Genomic DNA, 2,260 nt, shown 5'->3' with positions numbered 1-2,260 from the left:
CCAGAACAGGTCAGCCATGGCAGCACCTCCGGCTACCATGGAATCAGCCATTCAGATCAGGCGCCAGCCCTGATTAACGGGTCCTGAGCCTAGGTCAGTTCAGATAATCGGCGTCGAAACATTTGATCGCATCAACGACTTGTTCTGTGTAATCAGGGAGGTGCGGACAAGCTCGGCTTCCTGTCCTCGCAGGTAGGATGCCTTCCGGAAGACCTCACCGAGCGTGCCGCTGCCGTCGTCGCTGCGGTCGAACACGTTTTCCGCCAGGCTGAGCAGGAGCCGCATCTGGGTCACGGCCGCGCGCGCATCCGTCGCGGCCAAGGGCCCGCCGATCGTCTCGCGCAAGCTGTCGAGCTCGCGGGCGAGGGGACGCACCTTGTCCCACTCGATGAAGCCCCGCGAGCGCCCGATGGTGCGCAGCCGCTTCTCCACTTGGGCGGCAAGCCGGCCGCTGCCGTCTGCCCCGGCGAGGGCGAGGCGCAGCGTGCGGGCGAGCGCCGCATCTCCCTTGGCCTGCGCCATCAGCAGCTCGGCCAGCCACGCCGCCCCCAGTTGCTCGAGCGCCTCGGCGCTCAGCGTGCGCGAGCGGGATGCAGCCTTTCTTCGGCTTGGCGCGAGCAGGGGAGGGGGCCGGCGGCTCCTCGTCTGCCGCTGCCTGACGGCTGACGCTTGACCGGGCGATCCTGGCTCGCTCCGACATGCTGGGTTCCTGGCATACCCGCCCCCTCTCCTGAGCCGTTACCGCACCCCCAGTGACCGCAAGTTGCTCGGCTTAATCAGCATGGTCTCCTACTTTGCCGTGGGCATCAGCCTCTACGCCGCTGTCGGGCTCGCGCAGGCCACCTTTACGCCTGCTCCTCACGCTCGTGGTGCCTACACTGTCGATCACCGAACGGCCGAAATGTAGACTGCTGAAGACCCGACGGCGCTGCGTATCTGGCAGACACGGGCAAGTCCGCCAGCTTCCACAGAGAAGGTTGACCCTCAAAGCTGGGCCGGCACGCCTTGTGGCAGGCTAGGCTCACGTCATCGCGCCGTTTTTGAGGCCAGAGGGCTCCTTCGGCCTGCTACGCTCGCCCTCTCGGTACGAAGCTGGACCGCTCAGAGGACACCTCCACATGCCCCGACTCCTGTCCACCGTTGTCCTGGCTGCTGGCGCCCTGGCGGGCCTTCTCGGTGCCTCATCTGGCACGCGCGCCGAGCCGCCCTCGGCCGAGACGATCGTGGACGCCTTTGAGGCAGTGCTCGGTCCGATCCGCACCCATCGCCCGAGCCACGCCAAAGGTACCTGCGCCGGCGGCCACTTCACCGCGACGCCCGAGGGCACGCGCCTCTCCGTCGCGCCCGTGTTCAACGGCCAGCGCGTGGCCACGGTCATCCGCTTTGGCGTGGGCGTCGGAAGCCCGGCCGGGTCCGACACCGGCCGCACCACACGCAGCCTCTCCGTCCGCTTCGAGACACCGTCCGGCGACACCTGGGACATGGCGAACATCTCCGCCCCGGTCTTCGGCTCGCCCACACCTGAAGCCCTGGTCCAGGGCCTCCTCGCGCGCCGGCCCGATCCTGTGACGGGCCAGCCCAACCCGCAGGCCGTCGCGGCTTTCGTCGCCGCTAATCCCGCCACCACCCTCCAGGCCCGCTGGCTCGCCGCCACCCTTCCCCCGGCGAGCTGGGCCGCTACGCCGTACTGGGGGGTGAACGCCTTCCGCTTTCAGGGCGCCGACAGCGAGGTCCGCCACGTCCGCTGGGTCTTCGAGCCCGTCGCCGGCACCCAGCGCCTGACCGAGGAGCAGACGCGGACCCTGCCCGCCAGCTTCCTCGCCGACGAGCTGCGCCAGCGTGTCGCCCGCGCGCCGGTCGAGTTCGACATGGTCCTGCAGTTCGCCGGTCCTGGCGACGATGTGACTAACCCCACCATCGCTTGGCCCGACGACCGGCCGCGTGCAGTGGTCGGGCGCTTAGCCGTTACCGAGGTCGCGCCCGGCCCCGGCGGCGCCTGCGACCCCATCAGCTTCCTGCAGCTCGATATGGCGCCGGGCGTCACCTATAGCGACGATCCGACCCTCCACGCCCGCACCGGCGCCTACGCCGTCTCCCTGTCCCGCCGGCTGCAATAGTCCGCACCCAGACCAATGTTGGCGGATGAGGTCTGACGCTTACGCCAGCCACTCCCTCAGCTTGGACCATCTGCGTCGCGTGTTCCTGTTCTTCACGGCGATGGCGAGGGGGCGTCGTTGCCCGACGAGCACGACCAGCCTCT

At 68.8% G+C, this 2,260-nt stretch carries 2 protein-coding genes; one reads left to right on the top strand and one right to left on the bottom strand.

Annotated features, from left to right (window positions below; translation table 11 throughout):
- Positions 1–99: 99 nt before the first annotated feature.
- The gene (locus tag BO39_RS29260) at positions 100–576 is read right to left on the bottom strand and encodes a DUF6880 family protein (protein WP_342666356.1); all 477 of its coding nucleotides are present in this window, start codon (positions 574–576) and stop codon (positions 100–102) included.
- A 542-nt stretch (positions 577–1,118) separates the two neighbouring features.
- Between BO39_RS29260 and BO39_RS29255 the strand changes: the two genes are divergently transcribed.
- On the top strand, positions 1,119–2,117 hold the full coding sequence (locus BO39_RS29255) for a catalase family peroxidase (RefSeq protein WP_052403040.1): 999 nt from the start codon (positions 1,119–1,121) through the stop codon (positions 2,115–2,117).
- Positions 2,118–2,260 lie beyond the last annotated feature (143 nt).

The sequence above is a fragment of the Roseomonas aerilata DSM 19363 genome (assembly GCF_000711725.1).
GTDB classification, from domain to species: Bacteria; Pseudomonadota; Alphaproteobacteria; order Acetobacterales; family Acetobacteraceae; genus Roseomonas; species Roseomonas aerilata.
This window is presented reverse-complemented; position numbering and strand designations above follow the sequence as displayed.

What these genes read in the sequence shown, in the direction of transcription:
- BO39_RS29255 (WP_052403040.1), top strand. Translation starts at nt 1,119, where the DNA reads ATGCCCCGACTCCTGTCCACCGTTGTCCTGGCTGCTGGCGCCCTGGCG.